This is a genomic window from Mycobacterium kyogaense (assembly GCF_003254575.1).
GTDB lineage: Bacteria > Actinomycetota > Actinomycetes > Mycobacteriales > Mycobacteriaceae > Mycobacterium > Mycobacterium kyogaense.
Map to the genome: position 1 here is coordinate 13,292 of NZ_QJUA01000050.1, position 19,718 is coordinate 33,009.

The following is a 19,718-nucleotide window of genomic DNA, read 5'->3' on the forward strand; positions in this document are numbered from 1 at the left end:
CTATGCTCATGACCAGCGGTGCAGCCGATTTCAAGAGCAGCGCAAGAGGGGCTGATGAGGTCGGCATCGGGGTTGCGCGGAGCGACCGGGAACGAATTCTGACGCGTGTACTGCAATCCCGATTCTGCCTTCATTCTGCGAACTTATCTATGCAAATCCGATAGCCTGAAGAGCCGTCGGCACGGACTCATCACCACGCAGGCCCGCAACGGCCGAAGGAGGCGCAGATGCGCGAGGAGAAGGTCACCTTCTGTCGAATTTGCGAGCCGTTGTGCGGTCTGATCGCGACAGTGGACGAAGGTAGACTCACTTCGCTCCGACCTGACCAGGACAATCCCAACAGCAAGGGGTTCGCCTGCACGAAGGGCGTCGGCATGCATCTCGTCGTGAACGACCCGGACAGGGTCACCGTACCGCTGCGCAGAGTTGGCGGTCCCGGCGAGTTCGAACCCACGACCTGGGATCAGGCACTGGGCGACATCGCTGCGCGGTTCGCTCGAACTCGAAAACAGCGCGGGGCTGACTCGATAGCAATCACCATCGGTAATCCGATGTCATTCAGTTATTCCGCGGTCATCTGGTCGAAGGGGTTTCAGAGCGCGATCGGAACGCCGTGGTACTACGGCATCAACTCCGAGGACGCAGCTTCGCGTATCGCTGCGTTCAAAATTCTCTACGGGCAATGCGCCGACATGCCATTTCCGGACTACCGCCGCACCGATTTCATGATGATCATCGGCGCCAACCCCTGGGTGTCGAAGGGGAGCCTGGTTTCGGATCCCCGGATTCGTGAACATCTGACCGACGTGGTGGAGCGCGGGGGGCGGGTCGTCGTCGTCGATCCAAGGAGGACCGAAACCGCGAAGGCGTTCGAGCACGTGGCGATTCGCGGTGGAACCGATCCGTGGTTCTTGCTGTCACTTCTGCATGTGTTGGTCAAACGCCGACTCTACGACAGAAGTTTCGTACAGCAGTGGACGACGGGTTTCGACCAATGGCTCGACATCTTCGAGAGGTTTCCCCCGGAGGTCACCGAAAAGTTCACGGGAGTCCCCGCGGCGACGGTCGTCGACCTCGCCGAAACGATCGGTCACGCCAAGGCTGCTGTGGTCTATGGCCGGACGGGGACGTGCACACAGAAGTTCGGCACCCTGACCAATGTTCTCCAGGACTTCATCAACATCATCACCGGAAACCTACAACGACCGGGCGGCTGGGTGTTTCCGTGGTCGCCGGTGCCCATGGCCGAGATCGCCCGAGCAACCAAGTTGGACACCTACGATGCGGTGCACACACGTGTCGCGCATCTTCCCGACTCCTATGGACTCCTGCCCGCCAACGCGTTAGCCGACGAAATCACCACTCCGGGCAAGGGGCAGATCAGAGCGATGCTCTTGCTCGCCTCGAACTGCGTCGTCACGAGCGCCGACAGCAACCGCCTCGCTGACGCCATGGAGCAACTGGAGACCACCGTTTCGCTCGACATGTACGTCAACGAAACCAATCGACACGCGCACTACATCCTCCCCGTCACGAGCATGTACGAACGCGAGGATGTGGCCCTTCCGTACCTCGACAAATTGACGCGGCCATCGCTACAAGTGACCGAGGCTGTCATCGATCCGATCGGCCAGTGCCGGCCGGAATGGAAGATCCTCGATGAGATCGCTCGGAGAATGGGCCTGGGCAGCGCGGACTCCACGTGGGCTCAACGTCAGCTCGCCCGAGTTGGACTTCGAGTCAGTCCGCGAGCCACCGCGGACCTGCTTCTGCGAATCGGCAAGAGCGGCGACCTGTTTGGACTTCGCCGCTCGGGGTGGTCGTGGCGGAAACTCCTCGAACGTGCACCCCATGGCGTCGTGCTCCACGAATACCATCCGCTTGGGCCACTTGAAGAAAAGATCGATACTCCCGACGGCAAGATCGCTCTCGCCGACCCACGCGTGATGTCGGAGATGGCGCGGTTGGAATGCGAGGACGCAGCATCGGCTGACTTCCCGCTGCGGTTGATCGGGATGCGAGAGATGAAGTCCCACAACTCGTGGATGCACAACAGCGCGCGACTGATGCCCGCATCACGCCAGCTCACTGTGCGAATCAGCCCGGCTGACGCGGCAGATGCGCGCTTGGAGGATGGCGACATCGTGCGCATCACGTCAAAGACAGGCTCCGTCGAAGTCCCCGTGACGGTGACCGCCGACATGACGCAGGGCACGATTGCGCTCCCCCACGGTTGGGGGCACAACGGCGGCTGGAAGCGCGCCAACGCCGCCGGCGGCACGTCGTCAAACCATCTCGCCTCCAGCCGGCCGGAAGACCTCGAGAGGCTGGCTGCGATGTCCATTCTGAATGGAATACCCGTTCGCATGGAACGCGTCTCCTCATCGCAGGCGGTGCCACATGGCGCTATCCCGTCAGCTGAGAGCGCCTCGAAACCACTGTGATCGAACGTAGTTGCAGTAAGCGGTGCCAGGGATGTACGGAGCCTCCCAGGGCACACGGCTAGAGCTTGGCAACAGACGATACGAGCACTTGACGCGAGACAGGCGGACTGCCGTGGCCCAGACCGAAGTGAGCACCTACTGCCGGATATGCGAACCCCAGTGCGGATTGATCGCCACGGTTGACGACGGCAAGCTGCTGTCGATCTCAGCCGACAAGAAGCACGTCCATTCGAAGGGTTTCAGCTGTGTGAAGTCCTCGGCTGCAGTCGAATTGGCAACGGATCCCGATCGGGTGCTGAAGCCGCTCAAGCGGGTTGGAGGCCCCGGTGAGTTCGTCGAGGTGTCGTGGGACGAGGCGCTCACGGACATCACGAGACGTCTGAGCGCGATCAGATCAGCACACGGGAAGGATGCGTTCGCCACGTTCCTAGGCAATCCCCCGGCGTTCGGATTCGCTGCGGTAACGTGGCTGACGGGTTTACAGCAAACGCTCGGTGTCCGCTGGCGGTACAGCATCAACACTGAGGACACCGCATCCAGGATGGCGGCCAGCGCGCTGCTGTACGGATCTGCGGCACACTTCCCGAAGCCCGATTTGTGGCGGACCAGCTATGTTGTCTTGATAGGTGCGAATCCTGTTGTTTCACACGGCTCTCTGATCGCCGAGCCGTTGTTCCGCGAAGCCCTCGAGTCGGTAGTGGAACGAGGCGGACGGGTGATCGTCGTAGATCCGCGGCGTACCGAGACGGCCCGCCGGTTCGACCATGTTGCGGTGCGCGCCGGCGCCGACGCGTATCTACTTCTGGGGATGCTGAATGTCCTCTTCGCCGAAGATCTGGTCGACAGTTCCTTCCTGAAACGATGGACGACGGGTGCAGACGAACTCGCCGAGATCGTGCGGGGATATCCGCCAGAGGTGTGCGCGCACCGCTGCGAGATCCCAGCCGAGACCATTCGCGAGATGGCCGTGGGCTTCGGCCGCGCGTCCTCAGCGGTGGTGTACGGGCGTACCGGCACCTGTACCCAGCAATTCGGCACGCTCAACAACATCTTGCAGGACCTACTCATGGTCGTCACGGGCAACATCGCCAAGGAGGGCGGTTGGGTATTCGGCAGTGGCATCATCGATTTCGCCAGATTGGCCAGGATGATGAAGATGGACACGTACGGCGCGTTACGTGCTCGCACCGTCGATCGCCCCGACGTGTTCGGAGTGCTGCCGTCGACGGCGCTGGCCACCGACATCACCACCCCTGGTCAAGGGCAGGTCAAGGCCCTGTTGACCGTGGGAGGCAACCCCGTCAACAGCAGCGCCGGCGGAGGTCCACGGCTGATCGAAGCACTGGAATCACTCGATCTGCATTTCTCGATCGACCTTTACGTCAACGACACGAACGCATACGCCCACTATGTGCTACCCACCACCCACATGTTCGAGCGGGAAGACTTCCCAGTGTTGGCAATGGAGGGCATGCTCCGCCCGGCCATCTGGGCCACTGATCGTGTGGTCGACCCGCCGGAGCAAGTCAGACCGGAATGGGAGATCCTTCAGGAGATCGCCCGTCGGATGGGATACGGCGGGGCCTACTCCGTGGCACCGTTACGTCGTCTGGCCAAGATCGGCATCCAGGTGAAGCCGCGCGCATTCGTCGACGTGCTGGTGAGGACCAGCCCCGTGGGTGATCTGTTCGGCCTCAGGCGAGGCGGGGTTTCCATCAAGAAACTGCTCCGCGATCACCCACACGGCAAGCAGGTCTCACCTCATGTTCCGATCGCAAGTCTGGGACACATCCTGCGGACCGCGGACAAGAAAATTGCCTTGGCGCTTCCTCAGATGCTGGATGAACTGGCGCGCCTACAGGACGTGAAATCAGATCCGACCTATCCCCTCCGACTGCACGGGATGCGAGAAACCCGGTCACACAACAGCTGGATGCACAATGTCGGACGGCTGATGCCAAGCAGCCGGAAGCTGACCGCGCGCATCAGTGTCGTAGACGCGACAGCGGCAGGGCTTGCCGACGGCGACTTGGCGACGATCACCTCGAAGGCAGGCCGCGTCACCGTCCCGGTCACGGTCACCGACGACATGTCCGCCGGCAACATCGCGCTGCCGCATGGCTGGGGTCACCAAGGTGGATGGAGGCGTGCCAACGCCGCCGGCGGAGTGAACAGCAATGTATTGGCCAGCGGGTTGGTCGAGGACCTCGAGGTGCTGGCTGGGATGTCTGTCTTGAACGGAATTCCGGTCAGGGTCGAGCGTGCGGCAGAATCCGCCGTTCAGGGCTGACTACGGGGCGCAGGTTGCGCATCCTCAGGGCTACCGCCACAAACACCTTCACTCGAAGTCAGCCCGAAGGTCCTGGGCGAGACGGAGGAGGCGGCCTTCCGGGCCGCGAGCTCATTCTCCGACGACAGAGCGAAGGACACGCTCGGGAAGAGTTCTTTTCCGCGGCCGCTGGGCACAGGGGAACCCTGGGCTACACGTTGTGATCTGGCTGAACTAGGGCCTGTAGATCCATGCGGGCGATCTTTCCGGTACTGACGCGTGGAAGCTCATCGAGCAGTGTGATCTTGCGAGGCACCTTGTAGGAGGCGAGAGTTGAACGGACATGGTCCTTCAAGGCTTCGGGGGTGCTCAGCACACCGGGTCTGAGTACGACGAAGGCGGCCAGCCGTTGCCCGTAGCGGTCGTCGTCCACTCCGATCACTGCTGCCTCCGCAACGTGTTCGTGATTGGTCAGCGCCCGCTCGACTTCGATCGGGTACACGTTCTCGCCACCTGACACGATCATCTCGTCATCGCGACCAACCACGAACAACCGCCCACTCTCGTCCAAACGGCCCAGATCACCCGAAGACATGAACCCCTCGTGATACTGCTTGGTGCTGCCTGTGGTGTAGCCGTCGAACAGGGTTGAGTTGCGAACGAAGACGGTCCCGACCTGGCCAGTGGAAACCTCGTTGAGCTCAGGGTCGAGGATTCGGATTTCGGTCCCGTCGACCGCGGTCCCCGCAGTATCGGGCGCGACGCGCAGATCCTGGGGCGTGGCAGAGGCGATCATCCCGACTTCGGTCGCGTTGTAATTGTTGTAGACGATGTCACCAAATCTATCCATGAAGGATGTCACGACATCTGGGCGCATTCGTGAACCGGACGCACTCGCGAAGCGCAAGGAACGGCAGCTGTACATATCGAGAGTTGGCGCGGGCAGCTCCATGATTCGGTCGAGCATCACCGGCACGATGCTGAGGCCGGTAGCGTCGTAGCGATCCACCATCTTCAGGGTCGCTTCGGGATCGAACTTGCGCCTGGTCACGATTGTGCAGGCCATCAGCGCAGACAAGACCAGTTGACTGAAACCCCATGCATGAAACATCGGCGCCGCGACGACGGTCGCTTCTTCGGCGCGCCACGGGGTGCGGTTCAGCACCGCGGTGAGCGTGTTCGCGCCACCACCGGAATGTTGTGCGCCCTTGGGTAGACCGGTCGTGCCGGAGGTGAGCAGGATGAGACGCCCGCCGCGGACAAGCGCCTCGGGCTTGTGACCGAAGTGGTCGGCGATCATCTTCTCGACTGTCAACCGATGAGCGTCACGCTCGTCGGCCCACGCGACCAGCTGACGGATATCAGGTCGGCCCTCCACGGAATGACCAACGGTGGAGGCGAATTCTTCATCATAGATGAGGGTGTCAACGTTCTCTCGCTTCACGACTTCGGCCAACGCTGGACCGGCGAACGAGGTATTGAGGAGCAGAACGTTCGCGCCGATCCTGTTGGCTGCTGCAACCGCTTCGATGAAGCCGCGATGATTGCGGCACATCACACCAACAACGTTGACTTTCGCACCCGGCAGAGCCTGAAGGCCTGCGGCCAGCGCGTTGCACCGGTCGTCGATCTGCTTCCACGTCAAGGAGCCGATGTCGTCGACGAGGCCTAGGCGATCGGGGCACCGTATTGCCGACGCGGCCAACCCCACGGTATTCGAGAGCTTTTCGTTTCGTGCGGACAACGCCACGCGAATGTACTTGTCTGGCCTCATCGGAACCAACAGTCGTGTCCGGACCAGCGTGCCCACAGTCTCGTAGATCGGAGTGGCTACGCGGATGGGAGGAATCAACCGGTTCACGTCATCACCCGACTATCGGAAGCCGGCGTTGCCGCGCCAGATCGTCCAAGGCGTCTTGCATCAGGGTGCGTACCCAGGCGTCGACAGCGTCGATATCTGGGTCTGCTCCGAACTCTGCACGTACGTCGATCGGTTCGAGTATCTGCGTGACGATCTTACTCGGCAAGGGCAGATTGATCGGAAGGATCACGCTGAGCCCGAACGGAATTCCGAAAGACACGGGGAGAATCTTGACGCGGGCCAGCTTGTCGAGTCGCAGCATGCGAGAGAGCCACTCGCCACGACTCACATACAACTGATTCTCCTGTCCGCCGATTGACACGACCGGGACGATAGGGACACCAGCCTTGATCGCGGCACTGACGTAGCCCGTGCGCCCCGCAAAATCAATGGTGTTCCTCGCGGAAGTCGGCCGCCAAACGTCATAGTCGCCGCCTGGAAACACCAACACCACGGCACCCGAGCGCAGAGCTTGTTCCGTGTTGACGTGATTGGCCCGTACGAAGCCGGCTTTCATCAGCAGCTCCGCGGTTGGCCCGGACAACAGGACGTCGTGACTGAGAAAGTACATCGGCCGGTCGTAACCGAACTCATCGTAGAAGTCTGTCGCGAGCACCGGGATATCGAATGCGAAGGTGCCGCCCGAGTGATTCGACACCACCAGGGCGCCACCGGAAGGGAAGGCATCGAGGTTTCGCACCTCGGAGCGGTGATACCCCTTGATGAGGGGACGAAGCGTGCGCAGCAGCCGTTTCACAACGACCGGGTCCCATTTCGCCACCTCGCCGCGGTCGGGCCGGGGTGGTTCGTTACCAGATTGCGTCACCGTATCCCCTTTGGGTCGACTCGACTGACCATAGTACCGATATCGCGAATATTCCTTCGCGTCTATTCGCCGACGGGACCTTCCATCGTGAGTTTAGATGGGCAGTGAGATTCACAACGACTAAAGGCATTTGCGAGGGATCAGTGAAGAGACTAGGCGGCTGGGATGCAGTTCTTCTCTACAGCGAGAACCCGAATTCGCATCAGCACACAGTGAAGGCAGGCGTCATCGACGCGTCGGCCTCCAATGGCTCGTTCAACTATCACTCGTTTCGTCGGGCCCTGGAGGCGCGCTTACACCTACTCGATCCGTTGCGATACCAGCTGATTGACATTCCCCTAGGACTCCACCACCCGATGTGGTTGGAGAACTGCGACGTGGATCTTGATTACCACGCCCGCCGATATTTCGTCAGGAGCCCTGGAGACCGCAATGCTCTCGATGAAGCTATCGGAGACATCGCGAGTACCCCGTTGGCTCGTGACCGCCCCCTGTGGGAGTTCTACTTCATCGAGGGGCTTACCAACGACCGTTACGCGATCGTCGGCAAGATGCACCATGCGGTGGCCGACGGCCTGGCATCGGCCAATCTGCTGGCGCGTGCGCTCGATCCTGACATTGCGCCAGAGGACGAGGGCCGCGCGTACTCCGGCGATCAGTACCCGTCGAGAGGGAAACTCGTCCGACAAGCAATGGCGGATCACGTCGGGCAGATCATGGACTTGCCAGGCCTGCTTCGTGACACCGGCGCTGGCATTCAGCGGGTTCGGCGCAATCGGCGGACCGTGCCGGGCCTGGCTCGACGCTTTGCGCCACCGCCCACATTCATCAACCATCCAGTAGGTCCCAGGCGACGGTTCGCCAGTGCAATCGTCACTTTGACGGAGATGAAGGAAACCAGCAAGAAGTTGGGCATCACCATCAACGACTTGGTGCTGGCAATCGGCGCCGGCGCCCTCCGTGCACTGCAGCTCCGCTACGACGACCGCGCCGACGCGCCACTTCTCTGCGGTGTTCCGGTGAGCACCGACCTGTCCCCAGACCGCATCTCAGGCAACGCACTTGGCCTGATGGTCATATCGCTACCGGTTGATGTCGAGGATGTCTTGGAGCGTGTGCGGCTCACCGCCGTCGCGACAGAAATCGGCAAGCAGAACAACGCCCTGCTGGGCCGGGAGCTCATGAGCCGCTGGTCGAATTACCTCCCACCCGCAGTGGGCACCGCGGCCTTCTCGTGGCTCGGCAGAGGCGGATTCAGGAACAGGCTCGTGAACGTTTCCATCTCCAATGTGCCGGGCCCTCGTGTTGGCGGCAGAATCGTGGGCGCGCCGATGTCCGAGCTACTGTCCGTCGGTACGCTCACATTCGGGGTGGGGCTCAACATCACCGTGTGGAGCTACGTCGACCACGTCACGTTCAATGTGCTCGAAGACGCTGCGACCGTGAATGATCCGCATGAGGTCACCGACGCCATGGTGGCTGAGTTCGCAGCTATCCGCCATGCAGCGGGCCTCTCGTCGCAGCTGAGCGAGCCCAGCTCCGCGTTGGTGTGACACAACAATGCGCCCGCTCCGGGCGATCCGTGATCGGGTAAGCACGGCCGGCTCGTGCTTACCCGTTCACATCTCAGATCGTCACCCGCACCTCGCGGAGCATGAATCACGTTTTGCGCGCGGACCGTCGGGCCGACGCTCCGGCACCATCGTCCATTGCAAACGACTTCATCTGGGGTGTTGCCGCACGAAGCAGAATCAGAACCCGTAGCCGTCGCTTTCCTGTGTGGTGACGGCGGGAAGCGTGCGGAAATCTGGCGCAGCGTACGTCATCGGCCGCTCGTACATGATGCCGTTTGGCGCCTTGCACACTGGGGCGACAAGTTGAAGAAGTAGCGTACCGGACATGTGTGTGATGACCGGAACGCCGTCGTCGCGGGTGGTTGACATGTCGAACTGAGCTCGTAGGCGGGACGGATCCCCGTCGATGTCAACGATGTAGTTTACGTCGCCGGCGAATGGGCCGAAGGGGACATCGCTCAACCCTTGGTTTCGATTGTGCGCACCGATGTACCCGATCTCCTCATGGGTGTAGAAGTGGTGGTCCCCAATGAACCCGTTCTCGGTGAGCCGCACGCCGACTGCCGTTCCCTTCTTCACCGGCACCGTCCCCAACATGAGGTCGTGTTCTGCGGGTATACCGTCGTAGGTGCTCTCGAAGCGGATCTCATCCGGGCTGACGCCGAAGAGCTTCACGCCGATGTATGCGCCGACGTCGCGGTAGTAGGGCGACATCATCTGGTAACCGGGGCAGTCCGTGTTGAACCAGTCGAGACTCTGCCCCATGCCCATGACGTGCACGAGGGCCTCACCCATCTCGGCGAACAGGACATCGGCGTTACATGCCTCCACCAGGCGGACGTGCTTCACCTTGGACATGAGCGCGGTGAGGGAGAGGATGATCCGCTCTCCCCAGAAGCTGGGATGCGGACCGGAGCCCTTCACCGTGACATTTCCGATGGCACAGGCCTCTTCGAGCCGTTTGACGTACTCGGCGCCCCGGCGGTGCGGGAAGTGGTATGCCGCGGTGCTGATGATGTTCTTGCCCGATTTGAGCAGTTCCAATACGTCGGCTTCGTTCTGCGCGTCGGCCATCGGCTGGGGGGTGTGGATGACACAGTCGGCGTCCAGAGCGTAGATGGCTTCAGCGTCACTTGTCGCCAGCACGCCGACGGGATCCCCGCCGGCCAGCACGCCGACGTCAACACCGTCCTTGCTGGGTGACCACACCTTCGCTCCGACGACCTCGAACTCGGGGCGGCGCAACGCTTCACGCATCGCGTTACCGCCGACATGCCCCGGACCCCAGAAAACCAACTTGTACTTCTTGGACACCAGTGTCCTCCTCTATCGATGCTTATGGGCGCCGTCGCCTGTGTTGACCGCGCCCATCGTCGCGGTTCATGGTGCAAGGACGCGGCCTCGCCTTGACGCGAATCCATATTCGCATGTTTAGTCTTCTCGCACAAGTACTCCGGCCGCCTGGAGCACGAATGTCGGGATAAGGCAGACAGTTTCCCGCTACGCCGGCCGATCTCTCATGTAGTCGCTGTCTCGCAACGGTTTACAAGAAAGTAGGTTCTCGGCCAATCGGCGGACAGTAACCAGCGAACTCGGCGCTGTCCTCTGACAAAAGCAGAGTGTTCCCAGGGCCGGATTCTTCGACCACTCATCAGTGTAGTGGCGCAGGGTCGACAGATCCGTCACGGCGGGCTGAGGTAGGTGCCCGTCGGCGTGATGAAGAACTTGAAGGGCCCCCGTGCACAGTAGACGCTCGCATCCGACATGGTGACGCACCGTGTGCCGTTGTACTCGATGTAGCTGCGCCGCGGCAGTTCCCGTTCTGCTCGCTCCGCCGGAAACTGCACGCCCAGCAGCCAGTCGTACCGCGTGACGATGTTCCCGTTCACCCACCCGACGTTGGTGGTGCCCGGCGGGGCTCCGGTGATCTCACCGACGCAGCCGAAGCTACCGCGATCCCAGATGCCGCAATTCAGTCCCGTTGGCGTCGAGAACCACACGCCACCCGAGCTCGCCGTGAAGTAGTCGTCGTATCGCACGCGATCGTAGGACCTGACGATGAGATTCGTGTCCGGGTACGGCGGCGGTGTGCCACTGGGGTCCGGGTCTGCATGGGCCACTGGGGGCATCAGGAGAACTGACAGGGCCGCAAGGCCGACGCCGGCCGCCAGAGAACGGCGGCGAAGCCCGTTCACGGAAGATTCCCCGGCGACGTCTCGTTCTCGGCGCGGTGCGGCACGCTGCCATAGCATGTCGCGTTCCCGGTATCGAGGATGCTCTCGCAAAGGATTTCACCACCACGACTGATTCGCACGGTCACGAACTTTCCCAACAGAACCCGGCCGACGGTCGCGGCAGTCCGGAAATTTGGCCGCCAGTCCGCCCGAAGCTCCGCACCGTCGGCAGTCGAACTCTTCGCGTCGAGCACGGGCACCGTCAGCGTCCACGGCAATGGCACGTCCCGGATCAGGTGCTTACCGGTTGTGTCGCGGTACTCGAGGCCCGCCAGTCCTCCCACTGAATCGGAGAAGATCTCGTAGGTCACCACATCGCCCGCCTGCGCTCGAGGAGCCGTCGACACTGAGGCAAGGCCAATGGTGACAATCGCTATCAACGGTGAGATTCGGTTCACGTGTCTCCTTGCCGAATGAACAATGCCGACTATTCGCCCGCGAGGCCGCGATTACGCGGCAAGGACCACAATCGTGAGGAACACGCCCTTGGCGTCGTTGTAGATCATGCTTGCGCCGAAGTCTCGGTATGAGCAGTCAGGAATCGACCGATACCCCTGCAGCATCAGGGCTTTGACCGCATCGGCAGAGTTGCGACCTGCACCGTGGACGATGGTCGCCTTACTACCCTGATACCCCAGATCGTGCAGCAACGGCAGTGCCTCGGACACCGGCGCGGCACGCGCAGTGTGATTGATCCACTGGTCAGTCGAGTCATTGACTTCCGCGGCGGTCTGCTGCACGATCGGGTCCGATTTCAGTGGGCCGCACGCTACTCCTCGCACCGCCATGAGGGCCTCGGTGAGACCGTCTGCAGGATCTGCTGCTGCACTGGGCATTCCGGACAGGCTGGCAGCCATCACCAACAGACTCGCGAACGTGCCGACCCTCAATGTCATCGCGATCTCCTATTCGCAGACGTGCGAGCGCTGGATGTCACTGCCCCACCGCTTTGCCTTTTCGACTGAGGGACCGGTGAACCAATCCGGTTGGTGTGCCAGGATCCCATTGTTCACGTTGGACAACTGCTCCCACAGCTTGAAGAAGGCCTCGCCTTCGTAAACAGGAAAGTAACTGTCGCCGAACGGGTTTTGTGATCGGGTGAGCGATTGTGCGCGCGGAGCCAAGAAATCAACTGATTGCCGAAGGTTGGTGGTGACGATGTCGACCTGTTGCTGAACATCTCCGCGGGAGTAGTCGTAATCCTTGCCATCGGGGCCGATGCGGTTGAACTGTAGGCGATCGATCTGGTCCCTCAGCGTCGGGTACTGGGCACTGAACCACTGACACATCTCACCCATAGCGTTGACGTCGGCGGGGGTGACCTTGTCCTTGGTCTGGTCATAGGGGAAGGGGAACATCGGCTTCCAATCAGAGGGCACCGGAGCCATCACCGGCAGGGCGATCATCACGTCACGGTCAGACGGCAAGTCAGGCGGGGACACCGGATCGCCTGGGCCTGCGTGAGCCAGCGGTGACATCAGCATCGTCAGGAGCGCGCACGTGACTGCGGCGGCCACTGTTCCGCGACTCGTTAGTCCGGCAAGCATCGGTACATCACTTTCATTGATCGCCCGGTCATTTCGGCTCCAAAGCGGAGGCTATCCCGCCGACGTCGGTGATGATCCAGTTGTTGTTGCTGTCGATAGTGGTGCTGTACGTCGCGGTCGACTGAAGGGGTTCGGGTGACTGAATGGTCTTCGTGTCGACGCTGACAAAGCTATCGACGACGTAGATGCCGTCGGCGTTCGAGCGGACCTTCGCGGCCAACGGCCGCGCACTCGAACTCCACTCCAGCGGGACCAGGACCTGCTCCATCGACGTTCCCGCATCCGACAATTTCTTATTGAGCTCAGGGCTTGTCCCTGCGACCAACTTGACCTTCCAGCCCTGCAGATCCTTGTAATCCATCGTCGCAGCGCTCACTGCGTAATCCAACGCGATCTTTTCTGCGTGCTTCGCGTTTTCCGCTTGTTGGGCCTGGACTTGCAGTTCGTGCCGGGCACCGAGGTACAGCCAGCTCACCGCGGCCACCGCCGCGAGCAGAAGCACGATCACCGCCGCGACGGCCAGACTGCGGATACTCAGGGACAGCGAGCGCGGCACGGACCTCCGATCGGTTTCGGCAGAGGCGGATGCTGCGAGCTCGGCTTCCCGCACCGGCTTCTCGTCATCGCCCGAATCGGAGGTTCGATCCTGAGCTTCCAGGGAAGTCATCGTCTCACCCTCCATCGATTGCGTTCCTGTGGAACCCATCTAGCTATCCTTTCTCATGGCGTGACCCGCAAGGTGATGGTCCCGTCGGGCGGGACGGTCGCGAGGAAGTTGTCCAACAGTTGACCCGTGTCGAAGTTCATCAGTGCGGCGGCAATCGCGTTGAGTTTTGGCTGGAATGCTTCGCCAATGACCTTGAGGTCGCTTCCCCGGTCGTCCAGTAGAGCCTGAATGCGAGCGACCAGATTGTTCAGATTCGTGGTGTTCTTGGGCTCACCGCGATGCTGGATGATCACGAGGTGTTTGTAGAGGTCCTGGATGCCCTTGCCCACTTCCAGGATCGAAGGCGCAACGCTCAACAGCGCCGGATTGACCCACTCTGCGTTGGCCAGCAGAGTCTGGAGATTGCGGATCAGCAGTCGCCCGCGTCCGTTCATCTCGTCGACGGTGTTGTTCAAAAGCACGCTCGCCCGCGCGAGATTCGGGAGGACGACGTTGGGGTCCGGTAACGCTGTGTCGGCCTCGTCGATGACTCGCTGGAGCGCACCGGGATCCATCTGCTGCAGCACGCGAGTGACACTGGTCGCGAGTTCCGAGATGGACGGCTGGGGTGTGACTTGTTCCGTGGAGATCCGGTCGCCGTTGTGGAACACGGTTCCGCCAGCACTTCGGGGAATCAAGCCGATATAGGCTTCGCCAAGCGCCGAGAGGTTCTCCAGTCGCACCTCGGTGTCGACCGGAATGCGCTGCTGGCCCTCGACATAGAACTCGACGTTCGCCGATTGGCTGTCCGTGCTGGTACCGGTGACTTTGCCGATCGGTACCCCACGCATTAGCACGTTGGATCCGATGACGAGTCCGTTGATCTCGGGCACCTCCATGGACAAGTTGGTCCTATCGGATGGCGGGCTGATCCGTACTCCTTGAATCGTGAAGTATCCGAGCACGAAAATGATGATCAACCCAAACGCGAGGAACGAGATCACGTCGCGCAGCTTCACTGCATGCATCAGCGAGTCGCCCCCAGTATTCGAAGCACGTCTTGTACGTTTCCCGACAGCTCACGGCCATCGGGTCCGACGATCGACGTGATGTTGATGGCCGGGTACTTGTCCTGCGGCAGGAAGAAGTCGGTGAACAGTCGCCGGTAGCGGGGAATCTCCTCCTCCACGGCGATTTTCGAGTCACGAACGGCGCCGAAGGTGTCAGCCACCGAGGACAGCAGTGGCACGAGCCAGTAGCCGCCCGAGTTGACACTACCGACGCTGGGCAGAAGGGTCGCCACGTAATTCGTCACCGCGATGAACCGCTCGTTGTTGAGTTGCCCGTAGGGCGAGAACTGGTATTCGAGCTGTGGAATGTGCTCATTCAGCACGGCCGAAGTACGGGCAATTCCGTCGAGTAACTGATCGACCTGGCCGATGTTGACAGACAACGACGACAGGTTTTCATCGACACGCGCGGTCAAGCGTCGCACCTCGTCGCTTGTGGGTGTCACGCGGTTGAGACGGATCACGGTGTTCTGTGCGCGCTGAATTGATCCACTGGACACGAAATTTGCGAGTTGGGCGATCGTGTCCTCCAGCTGCGGCGGCGAGGTCGTCTGCGCGAGCGGTACCGTCGCACCTGGAGCGAGGGCAGGCGCGGACTGAGTGGCTGCCTGGGGACGTTGAAGCGCGACGTAGATGTCACCCAGAACCGTCGCCTGCTGAAGCACTGCGTGGACATCGGCGGGGATGCGCACGTCGCGCCCGATACGCGCCGTCACCTCGACATCGTTCGGCTTCAGCGTCATGTGCGATACCACGCCGACGGACACACCGTTGAGGACCACCTTCGCACGTTCAGGAAGGTTCAACACACTTTCGAACTGCATCACGATGTCGTAGCCATCGCTGAAGGACGACCCCGGCTGGGGAATCGCGTTGACATCGAGCTTTGCGCACGACGACAGTGTGACGGCTGCTGCGACCGCTGCCACGCATGCAGCCAATCTCGCGCTGGGCTTCACCGGTTCGCCTCCGTGAGAACGTATTGCAGGAGTGCCACGTCGACTGCGTACGGCGTTCCCTGCACGTTGGCGCAGCTACCCGGCACGGATGCGTTCATGATGTTGCACTGCAGCACCCCGTCAGGAGTCCGTATCCGGTAGAGCGGCGGCCGGTATCTGAGAGTGTTGAACTGGTGGTTGTTCATGATGTTCGTGATCCCGGTGATGTACCGCGGACCCGCGTTGAGAATGCTGGCGTAGAAAGGCGCACGGGGCGTCATCTTCCTGACGGCAACAGACACGGCGTCGAGCAGTTGTTGGATCTGTGGCCCTAGCTCGGCTTCGAGATCGCCTGCCATCGTAGTGACCGGAATGAGACCGTCGAAGGTCGTTGACGAGGCTTTCAGCGTGGCGACGACGTCTGGACCCACAACCTTCGCGTCCGCAAAAACTGACTTCAGAGTCGGTTCGAGATCGACCAGCGTATTCGTGAGCTGGCCAAGGTTGTTGACAATGGAACCCAGATCAGCGATCGGCTGATCCGGAGAATCCAGTACCGACGACGTCGTCATCAACAATCGATTGGCGGCTCGCCCCTGACCGCGGACCGCTTGGTCGACGCCCTGCAAAACTCCGGCGACGTTGTTGGAGCGCTCGGGGCTGATTGCGTTGAGGAAGTCCGTGGATGATCCGATCACCTGCGAGAGGCTCTTCGGAGTGAACGAGCGCCCCAGCGGAATGCAATTTCCCGACTGCAGTTTTGGCCCGTTGTCGTAGTTTCCGACAAGTTCGAGCGATCGATTGGCGAGGATCGATGCGGATCTCAGCACAACCCTGACGTCAGCGGGGAAGTCTCGAGGCTCATCGACGGTGAACTCAACTCGCACCGACTGCTCGGATGACGTCACCGAGCTGATTTCACCTATCCGGTAACCCATTTGAGTGACCGGGTTGTCGACGTAGAGTCCCACGCTGTCGGGCAGGATCGCGCAGTAGGTCGACGCCTTCTTGGTTGAAACAGGTGCGCAGGAACCACAGAGCAACATCGCAGTGATCGCGAGGAAAGCACAGATGACCCGCCGGCGGCCGCGGAGACGATGGCGGTTCATCAGCACGGACTCCCCGGTGTGGGCATACAGATATCGGTGGCAAGCAGGGCTGGTGCGGCGTTCTGCGCATCGAGAACACGGTCCATCAAGTTCTGCACCCGCTTCAGCGCCCGAATGGTCAGACCGTTGCGCTCCACGAACAACCGACCCTTCTCGAGATTGTTTCTGACCCTCTCGATGAACTCCAGGCGATGAGCTTCGTAGAAATCGGCGATCGGCTTCACCGCGGCGATCGTCTGCCCCAGACCTGTGATCGTCGACGACAACCCCTCGTTGTAGAGAACGAGCGTCTGCGTGAGAATCGATATCTTGCGTACCAGCTCGGCGAACTTGTCGCGGTACTTCGACAATGCCTCGATGTACTCGTCCGACATGTCGAGGATGCTGGTTATTTGGCCGCGTTGTCGGTCCACGGTCGACATGATGGCGTCACCAGCGTTGATCAGCGTGGAAACCACCTCGACGTTGACCCCGGTGAGTCCCTGCTGAATCTGATTCAGCGACTCGTTGACCGGTGCGGTGTTCACCTTCTGAGTGATCTTGGTGGTGTCGGTGAGCGCCTCCAGGAGGGAGTAGGGCATCTTCACCCGCTGGAGAGGAATGACGTTGTCTCCCAGAGGTTTATCGCCAGCCGACGAGACGTTGACGTAGTACCCGCCGACTACGGTGAGCATGCGTACGTCGACCTGGGACCGGTCACCGACAAAGGCGTCGTCGTCGACCAGAGCGGTCACCTTGACCTGATCGCGCTCGAGAGACAACTTTTCAACCTTGCCTACCGCGATCCCGGCCATGCGCACCTGGTCGCCGACCCGGATAGATGACGAGTCGTTGGTGTAGAAGGAGACGACCTTTCTCATACCCACAGGGTTGTAGTAGAGGTAGGCCAGCACGAGCGCCACGACGAGTGAAAGCGCCAATGCGGCCGCCCCGAGCGTGACCGGATTACGAAGCCAACTCATCGGTTTCAGTGATTGCATAACACCACCCTTTGGCCGTTCAGTAACACGTCCATGGTCTCGGGCAGCTGATATCGCCCTCGAGAGCACGCTTCGACCGCGCCGGCATTCTCCCCCGGCGGCTCGATGTTCTCGTTCATGACGGGAACGAGCTTGAATGCGTCGAAAAAATTGTCGAGGTTGCTGAACGCCCGATCCAATGCGGTATCGATGTTGACGCCCGGCTTGAGCCCAAAATTGTGCAGTAGTCGCACGACCGGGTCATAGAAGTCCGGGTAGAGAAAGTCTTTGCGGAACTCGTCCATGACCGAAAGCGCGCCGTCAATCGGTTGATTGGCCAAGTCGATGAGGTGAATGAGTTGCTGCGACTTTCCGCTGATCGCTGTTGCCACCTCAGAGAGATTTCGTGTGAGGACGGCGATCACTTCCTGGCGATCGGACACGAACTCGGTCAGACGTCGCACACTGTCCAGCAGTGGCGCCAAGCCGCTGCCGTCACCGGTGAGGAAGGAGGCGGCATTGGCGGTGAAGGTGTTGATCTCCTCCGGGCTCAAGGTCGCAAGCACGGGCTGTAGCCCGTTGAAGAGGGCAGTCACATCGAACGAGGGCAGTGTCATCGATGTCGGAACGTCGGTGATCACGTCGGCTTGGGAATATCCTTCGGCGACATCGACGATATCCATGTAGCGGACACCGGTGAGTGCCTGAAATTTGATGGCCAGTCTCGAAATTGCGACGATGCCGTATTTCCGGTCGAGCGTGAATTTGACCTCCGCGAGATTCTGCCCACCGCGGCGAGTCAAGTCGACGGAGTCGATCTTCCCAACACGCACCCCACGGACCCGAACGTCACCGTCTGGATGCAATCCTGACGCGTCTGTGAATACTGCTGTATATGAGCGTGTTTCGACTGTAACCGGGTTCGTCAGAACGTTCGTCACCGCTATATAGAGCGCAATGGCCACTGCCGCACTGACACCGAGCCGCCACAACAAGGCAATGGGTTTCATCGCGCGCCTCCAACGCTGATACCGAGGGGTGCCGCCACTCCGGGGAGGCTGTCCAGCAGAACTCGAACCGAGATTGCACGCTGCGTACCGTCACCGGCGTACAGCCTCTCGAAACGAGACCGCAACTCGGCGAGCTTCTGGGCAATGTCCTGCGGCCTCAACAACGGCGGTGTGACGTCGGTTATCGCCTTCAATCCAGACACCAGCGGCAGCAAGTCATCGACGTGACTCACTTCGAGCTTGCCGACAGCTCCGAAGAGGCCATTCCCAGCGAGGTCGAGGTACTTCAGGTACGAACTTCGAAAGTAATCCTCCGTCTCGTCCGCCAGGTTCGGCAACTTCACGCCCGCGAGATACGGGTACTCCAATTTGGTTGCGATGGCGGCGTCGGGTGGGAACGATTCCCCCGGGTAGTACCCGTAGTCGGTGATACGGGTGAACCCCTCGGTGGACTTGTCGGCGAAGTCCGGCAGGGCCGCGGAGATTGCCGACGTGTTGTTCAACAACTGCTCGGTGGGAACGCTCTGCTCCTCCGCGATCGCCCTCGTGACGGTCACCAAGGTCTCAAAGAGCGGATTGAGACCGTCGGTGTAACGGGTGACCCGGTCGATGACCTGAATCAGCTGCGGTGTCAGAGATGCTTGGGACACACCGCCGAGTTGAGCGAGCAGCTCCGACAGCGTGAAGTTGCCTTTCGGCACCAAGCTCAGGCGGACACCGTCGCGGAGCGCCTCGCCGCCCGGGACGGGGACGAGATTGATGCCGGGGACTCCGAAGTAGTTCACGGGGCGGAAATCGATGTCCATCGATGTGGTCAGCCCACGAACTGCCTGCGTGTCGAGGTCGGCCGTCAACTGGACACCTCCGGCCGTAGTGCCGTCGACATCGGTTACTTGGCCGACCTTCACCCCGTGGAGGACTACCGCCGTTCCCGCCTCGACACCCTGGCCCACATACGGCGTGTCGATGTCGATGGACAAATAGCCGGATGGTCGACCGCCGAAGGGGCCTGCGGTGATCAATAATGCAACCAGCGCAACGACACACAACAGCGCGGTGCCGGCGATGGCGAGCACCCGTTCCTGATGCGAGGTCGATCCTCTAAGCATGTTGTGCGTTATCCCTTGAATACGAATTCGGGCTTGAGTCCCCAGAGCAGGACGGTCGTCGTCAGGTCGAGGACCATGATCACGACGAGACTCGCCCGCACCGCCCGCCCCGACGCCTGTCC

Annotated in this window: 17 protein-coding genes and 1 pseudogene; 3 read left to right on the plus strand and 15 right to left on the minus strand. The window is 61.0% G+C overall.

Annotated elements, in window-relative coordinates:
* Positions 1 to 227: 227 nt before the first annotated feature.
* Both DMB80_RS24375 and DMB80_RS24380 read left to right on the plus strand, forming a co-directional pair.
* Positions 228 to 2,444 carry a molybdopterin-containing oxidoreductase family protein gene (locus DMB80_RS24375; protein ID WP_111512218.1) on the plus strand — a complete coding sequence of 739 codons (2,217 nt, stop codon included), beginning with the start codon at positions 228 to 230 and terminating at the stop codon, positions 2,442 to 2,444.
* A gap of 112 nt (positions 2,445 to 2,556) precedes the next feature.
* Positions 2,557 to 4,734, plus strand: coding sequence for a molybdopterin-containing oxidoreductase family protein (locus DMB80_RS24380; RefSeq protein ID WP_162938689.1), 2,178 nt, complete (start codon positions 2,557 to 2,559; stop codon positions 4,732 to 4,734).
* Between the two features lie 190 nt (positions 4,735 to 4,924).
* Here DMB80_RS24380 and fadD12 read toward each other — a convergent pair whose 3' ends face one another.
* Both fadD12 and DMB80_RS24390 read right to left on the minus strand, forming a co-directional pair.
* A complete protein-coding gene (fadD12, locus tag DMB80_RS24385; RefSeq protein WP_111512232.1) occupies positions 4,925 to 6,535 on the minus strand; it encodes an acyl-CoA ligase FadD12 in 1,611 nt (536 codons plus the stop codon).
* Between the two features lie 43 nt (positions 6,536 to 6,578).
* Positions 6,579 to 7,400 carry a lysophospholipid acyltransferase family protein gene (locus DMB80_RS24390; RefSeq protein WP_111512220.1) on the minus strand — a complete coding sequence of 274 codons (822 nt, stop codon included), beginning with the start codon at positions 7,398 to 7,400 and terminating at the stop codon, positions 6,579 to 6,581.
* 143 nt (positions 7,401 to 7,543) lie between these two features.
* Between DMB80_RS24390 and DMB80_RS24395 the strand changes: the two genes are divergently transcribed.
* A complete protein-coding gene (locus DMB80_RS24395; protein WP_111512221.1) occupies positions 7,544 to 8,953 on the plus strand; it encodes a WS/DGAT/MGAT family O-acyltransferase in 1,410 nt (469 codons plus the stop codon).
* 198 nt (positions 8,954 to 9,151) lie between these two features.
* On the opposite strand, the gene DMB80_RS24400 is transcribed toward DMB80_RS24395, so the two are convergent.
* The 13 genes and pseudogenes from DMB80_RS24400 to DMB80_RS28720 form a co-directional block, all read right to left on the minus strand.
* A complete protein-coding gene (locus DMB80_RS24400; RefSeq protein WP_111512222.1) occupies positions 9,152 to 10,288 on the minus strand; it encodes a hypothetical protein in 1,137 nt (378 codons plus the stop codon).
* 368 nt (positions 10,289 to 10,656) lie between these two features.
* Positions 10,657 to 11,013, minus strand: a complete 357-nt coding sequence (locus DMB80_RS24405) for a hypothetical protein (protein WP_240431367.1) — start codon at positions 11,011 to 11,013, stop codon at positions 10,657 to 10,659.
* A gap of 152 nt (positions 11,014 to 11,165) precedes the next feature.
* Positions 11,166 to 11,606: a hypothetical protein gene (locus tag DMB80_RS24410; RefSeq protein ID WP_111512224.1), complete on the minus strand. Its 441-nt coding sequence runs from the start codon at positions 11,604 to 11,606 to the stop codon at positions 11,166 to 11,168.
* 51 nt (positions 11,607 to 11,657) lie between these two features.
* Positions 11,658 to 12,104, minus strand: coding sequence for a hypothetical protein (locus DMB80_RS24415; RefSeq protein WP_111512225.1), 447 nt, complete (start codon positions 12,102 to 12,104; stop codon positions 11,658 to 11,660).
* A 9-nt stretch (positions 12,105 to 12,113) separates the two neighbouring features.
* On the minus strand, positions 12,114 to 12,614 hold the full coding sequence (locus DMB80_RS24420) for a hypothetical protein (protein WP_240431368.1): 501 nt from the start codon (positions 12,612 to 12,614) through the stop codon (positions 12,114 to 12,116).
* Positions 12,615 to 12,783: 169 nt separating this feature from the next.
* Positions 12,784 to 13,422 (minus strand): hypothetical protein, encoded by a 639-nt coding sequence (locus tag DMB80_RS24425; RefSeq protein ID WP_111512226.1) that lies wholly within the window; start codon positions 13,420 to 13,422, stop codon positions 12,784 to 12,786.
* A 53-nt stretch (positions 13,423 to 13,475) separates the two neighbouring features.
* Positions 13,476 to 14,429 (minus strand): MlaD family protein, encoded by a 954-nt coding sequence (locus DMB80_RS24430; protein ID WP_205538878.1) that lies wholly within the window; start codon positions 14,427 to 14,429, stop codon positions 13,476 to 13,478.
* Positions 14,429 to 15,400 carry an MlaD family protein gene (locus tag DMB80_RS24435; protein WP_240431369.1) on the minus strand — a complete coding sequence of 324 codons (972 nt, stop codon included), beginning with the start codon at positions 15,398 to 15,400 and terminating at the stop codon, positions 14,429 to 14,431. The genes DMB80_RS24430 and DMB80_RS24435 overlap by 1 nt, the downstream gene beginning before the upstream one ends.
* Before the next feature lie 26 nt (positions 15,401 to 15,426).
* Positions 15,427 to 16,518 carry an MlaD family protein gene (locus DMB80_RS24440; protein WP_111512235.1) on the minus strand — a complete coding sequence of 364 codons (1,092 nt, stop codon included), beginning with the start codon at positions 16,516 to 16,518 and terminating at the stop codon, positions 15,427 to 15,429.
* Positions 16,518 to 17,480, minus strand: coding sequence for an MlaD family protein (locus DMB80_RS24445; RefSeq protein ID WP_420812220.1), 963 nt, complete (start codon positions 17,478 to 17,480; stop codon positions 16,518 to 16,520). The genes DMB80_RS24440 and DMB80_RS24445 overlap by 1 nt, the downstream gene beginning before the upstream one ends.
* A 5-nt stretch (positions 17,481 to 17,485) precedes the next feature.
* Positions 17,486 to 18,487 (minus strand): MlaD family protein, encoded by a 1,002-nt coding sequence (locus DMB80_RS24450; RefSeq protein WP_111512229.1) that lies wholly within the window; start codon positions 18,485 to 18,487, stop codon positions 17,486 to 17,488.
* Complete coding sequence (locus DMB80_RS24455) at positions 18,484 to 19,563, minus strand: MlaD family protein (protein ID WP_240431370.1); 1,080 nt, start codon at positions 19,561 to 19,563, stop codon at positions 18,484 to 18,486. The genes DMB80_RS24450 and DMB80_RS24455 overlap by 4 nt, the downstream gene beginning before the upstream one ends.
* Positions 19,564 to 19,604: 41 nt before the next feature.
* Positions 19,605 to 19,718, minus strand: a pseudogene (locus DMB80_RS28720) (ABC transporter permease); the annotation flags it as partial.

Coding starts and splice junctions, on each gene's coding strand:
- DMB80_RS24425 (WP_111512226.1), bottom strand. CDS start 13,422: ATGACTTCCCTGGAAGCTCAGGATCGAACCTCCGATTCGGGCGATGAC.
- DMB80_RS24375 (WP_111512218.1), top strand. CDS start 228: ATGCGCGAGGAGAAGGTCACCTTCTGTCGAATTTGCGAGCCGTTGTGC.
- DMB80_RS24420 (WP_240431368.1), bottom strand. CDS start 12,614: ATGATCGCCCTGCCGGTGATGGCTCCGGTGCCCTCTGATTGGAAGCCG.
- DMB80_RS24445 (WP_420812220.1), bottom strand. CDS start 17,480: ATGAGTTGGCTTCGTAATCCGGTCACGCTCGGGGCGGCCGCATTGGCG.
- DMB80_RS24440 (WP_111512235.1), bottom strand. CDS start 16,518: ATGAACCGCCATCGTCTCCGCGGCCGCCGGCGGGTCATCTGTGCTTTC.
- DMB80_RS24450 (WP_111512229.1), bottom strand. CDS start 18,487: ATGAAACCCATTGCCTTGTTGTGGCGGCTCGGTGTCAGTGCGGCAGTG.
- DMB80_RS24430 (WP_205538878.1), bottom strand. CDS start 14,429: ATGCATGCAGTGAAGCTGCGCGACGTGATCTCGTTCCTCGCGTTTGGG.
- DMB80_RS24415 (WP_111512225.1), bottom strand. CDS start 12,104: ATGACATTGAGGGTCGGCACGTTCGCGAGTCTGTTGGTGATGGCTGCC.